Source organism: uncultured Porphyromonas sp. (assembly GCF_947254915.1).
In the GTDB taxonomy this organism is placed as follows: domain Bacteria; phylum Bacteroidota; class Bacteroidia; order Bacteroidales; family Porphyromonadaceae; genus Porphyromonas.
Genome location: NZ_CAMYEZ010000169.1, coordinates 1 through 2748 on the forward strand (window position 1 = coordinate 1; position 2748 = coordinate 2748).

Annotated in this window: 2 protein-coding genes; both read left to right on the plus strand. The window is 52.5% G+C overall.

Annotation, left to right across the window (positions count from 1 at the left end; genetic code table 11):
• Nucleotides 1–75: 75 nt before the first annotated feature.
• Entirely contained in the window at nt 76–1323 is a 1248-nt protein-coding gene (locus Q0X57_RS08095; RefSeq protein WP_297729970.1) for a hypothetical protein, read from the plus strand.
• A gap of 336 nt (nt 1324–1659) precedes the next feature.
• Nucleotides 1660–2721, plus strand: a complete 1062-nt coding sequence (gene galE, locus Q0X57_RS08100) for a UDP-glucose 4-epimerase GalE (RefSeq protein WP_297729972.1) — start codon at nt 1660–1662, stop codon at nt 2719–2721.
• Nucleotides 2722–2748: the final 27 nt, after the last annotated feature.

The following is a 2748-nucleotide window of genomic DNA, read 5'->3' on the forward strand; positions in this document are numbered from 1 at the left end:
TCTTTGTATTCAGTGATACACGTTTCCCTTGCAGGTGGTAGCTTGCACTTTTATAAACCTATTCAAAACACACTTATGACAAGAAAGTTTATCTTGGCTATCTTACTAGCCCTCCCCCTACTCTACTGCCAGAGCCTCTCCGCACAGGATGCTGCGCAAAGTCTGAACCCGCTATCGCTCCTGAGTGAGTACAACCTACAGGATGTAGGGCTCCTCGCTAAGCCCAACGAAGACGGCAAGGCGTGGGGTGCACTCTTTCAGTTTGGACGCAACGTGCCTTTTGACTACAATGGCAATGCCCCTCGTGAGGAAACTCCCATATCGGGCAACGACCCCAAGGTGTGGGGCAAGAGCTTCTTGAAGAGGGCTGAGGGACAAACCAAGTACGACTGGCTCACGACAGGAGCTCTCGGAGATAAGTGGACGGACATCGTAGCACTAGCGACCGATGCCCCAGCAACTTATCGTGGTGAGAACGGTGGCGACCCATGCCCTAAGGGTATGCACATACCGAGCTACACAGAGTGGGTGTCCGTTATGCCTAGCTCCTTCGCAGTAGCTGACTTCTCTGGCAAGATAGGCTTCAAGCATACCACCGAGTCTATCACCATACAGGGGCAAACAAAAGAGTATGAAGCCGATTACTACAGCAATACCAAAAACGAGATCATCGGTATCAAGTGTAGCGATGAGAGCGGGAAGTATCGCACCGCCTTTCGCTGGAGCTGGTCAGACTATGGGCTTCTCATTGAGGCTAAGTGGATCGGACAGAGATATGCAACCATTCAGGAGCTCGTGGCTGAGACAGACTTCTGGACAACAGCCCAAGAGCATATCGTAACACGATTCCTACCTGCATCGGGCTACATATCAGGCTATACAGGGTTCGCCGAGTCGCGATACGACATCCTATACTACTGGTCCGCAGCTGCCTCTCAGACGAAGGAAGGCTTCGCCCCATCGGTGTGGAGCCTTCCATACGACGAGGATTCTGGACAGGGTGGCGTAGCTACTTATGAGGATGCTATTGGACGCTACAGCGCAGCCTGCATACGCTGTATGATGGGACAACCCTCCTTGACGGCGATCCAAACGCCCGCCCAGCAGGAGACTCTCAGCGCTTCTTCTGATGCCAACGGAGTACTCGCTATCTCTGTAACACCCGACCTCGTAGGAGCTAGCTACAATCTTTACTCCACTGAGGGACTACTCGTCAACCGAGGCATCCTATCTGACACGCAGCAGTGGATCAATATAGCGCACCTACCTCACGGATACTACATCCTCACCGTAGGTCAGCAGTCCATTAGGGTGCTACGATAGTTCCTACGGAAGAATCTGCAAATAGCTCGCTGAAAAACAAATATTCTCCACGGAGGGGCGAAATAAAACTTCGGAAGAACGAAATGAAACTTCCGAAGAAGCAAATCAAAGTTCCGAAGAATTTGTCCGTTCCTCCGTGGGGAATCCAAGATCTCCACGGAGGAATTGTTTGATTTCCTCCATAGCAGCGTAGATGAGCTCCTCTCGTTCCATCTGTCAACCCCGTTAGGATCGTACGAAAAATCATCCTATGTCGTGGATTTGTCGTAATTTTGGGAAGCCGATGAAACTAAAAGTCTCATTGGCTTCGCCCAAATGAATTGCTAGCTAATGACAATGCACAAACATACCCCAAAGTCTATCCTCCTCACAGGTGGCTGTGGATACATAGCATCCCACACGGCCGTCGTCCTGCAGGAGGCGGGCTACGGAGTCATCCTAGTAGACAATCTATCTAACTCGCGTCGTGAGGTGATTGATGCCATTGCGCAGATCACCTCGGTACGACCACAATTCTACGAGGTGGACTGCACCGATGAGGTGGCTATGGGAGAGATTTTCGAGCATCACAAGGGCGAGATAGCGGGGGTGATACACTTTGCCGCACATAAGGCAGTCGGTGAATCGGTCGAGCAACCGCTACGCTACTACGACAACAATATCAATTCGCTCATCACGCTCCTACGCTGTATGGAGCGGCATGGCGTGCAGCACCTTGTCTTCTCCTCTTCCTGCACGGTCTACGGTCAGCCGACGGCTGAGCATCTGCCGATCACCGAGTCGGCACCTCGTCAAGATGCCACCTCGCCTTATGGCAATACGAAGCGCATCAACGAGGATATCATCGTTGATTCTGTACGGAGTGGCATGCCTCTGCAGGCAGTCATACTACGATACTTTAACCCTATCGGTGCGCACCCCTCGGCACTCATTGGCGAGGAGCCTGTGGGTACACCGCAAAACCTCATTCCCTTCCTGACCCAAACGGTAGCAGGGCTACGCAAGGAGCTCGTCGTCTTTGGCAATGATTACAACACACCAGACGGCACCTGCATCCGTGACTACATCGATGTGATGGATCTGGCACAGGCTCATCTGGTAGCGCTACGTCGCCTGCATCGCAGTGATGTGGGGTCGGCTCCAGCACACTATATATATAATGTAGGCATGGGGCGTGGGCTGAGCGTCTTGGAGCTGATACAAGCCTTCGAGCGAGCCACGGGGCGCACTGTGCCTTATCGCATAGGCGACCGCAGAGCGGGCGACATAGAGCAGATATGGGCCGACACGAGCTACGGCGAGCAAGAGCTCCAGTGGCATGCGGAGATACCTATCGAGGAGAGCCTGCGACGAGCTTGGCACTGGCAGGAGGCTCTAGACAAGAGACATATCAACTGAAAAAACAATTCTAACCATTTAACAAAT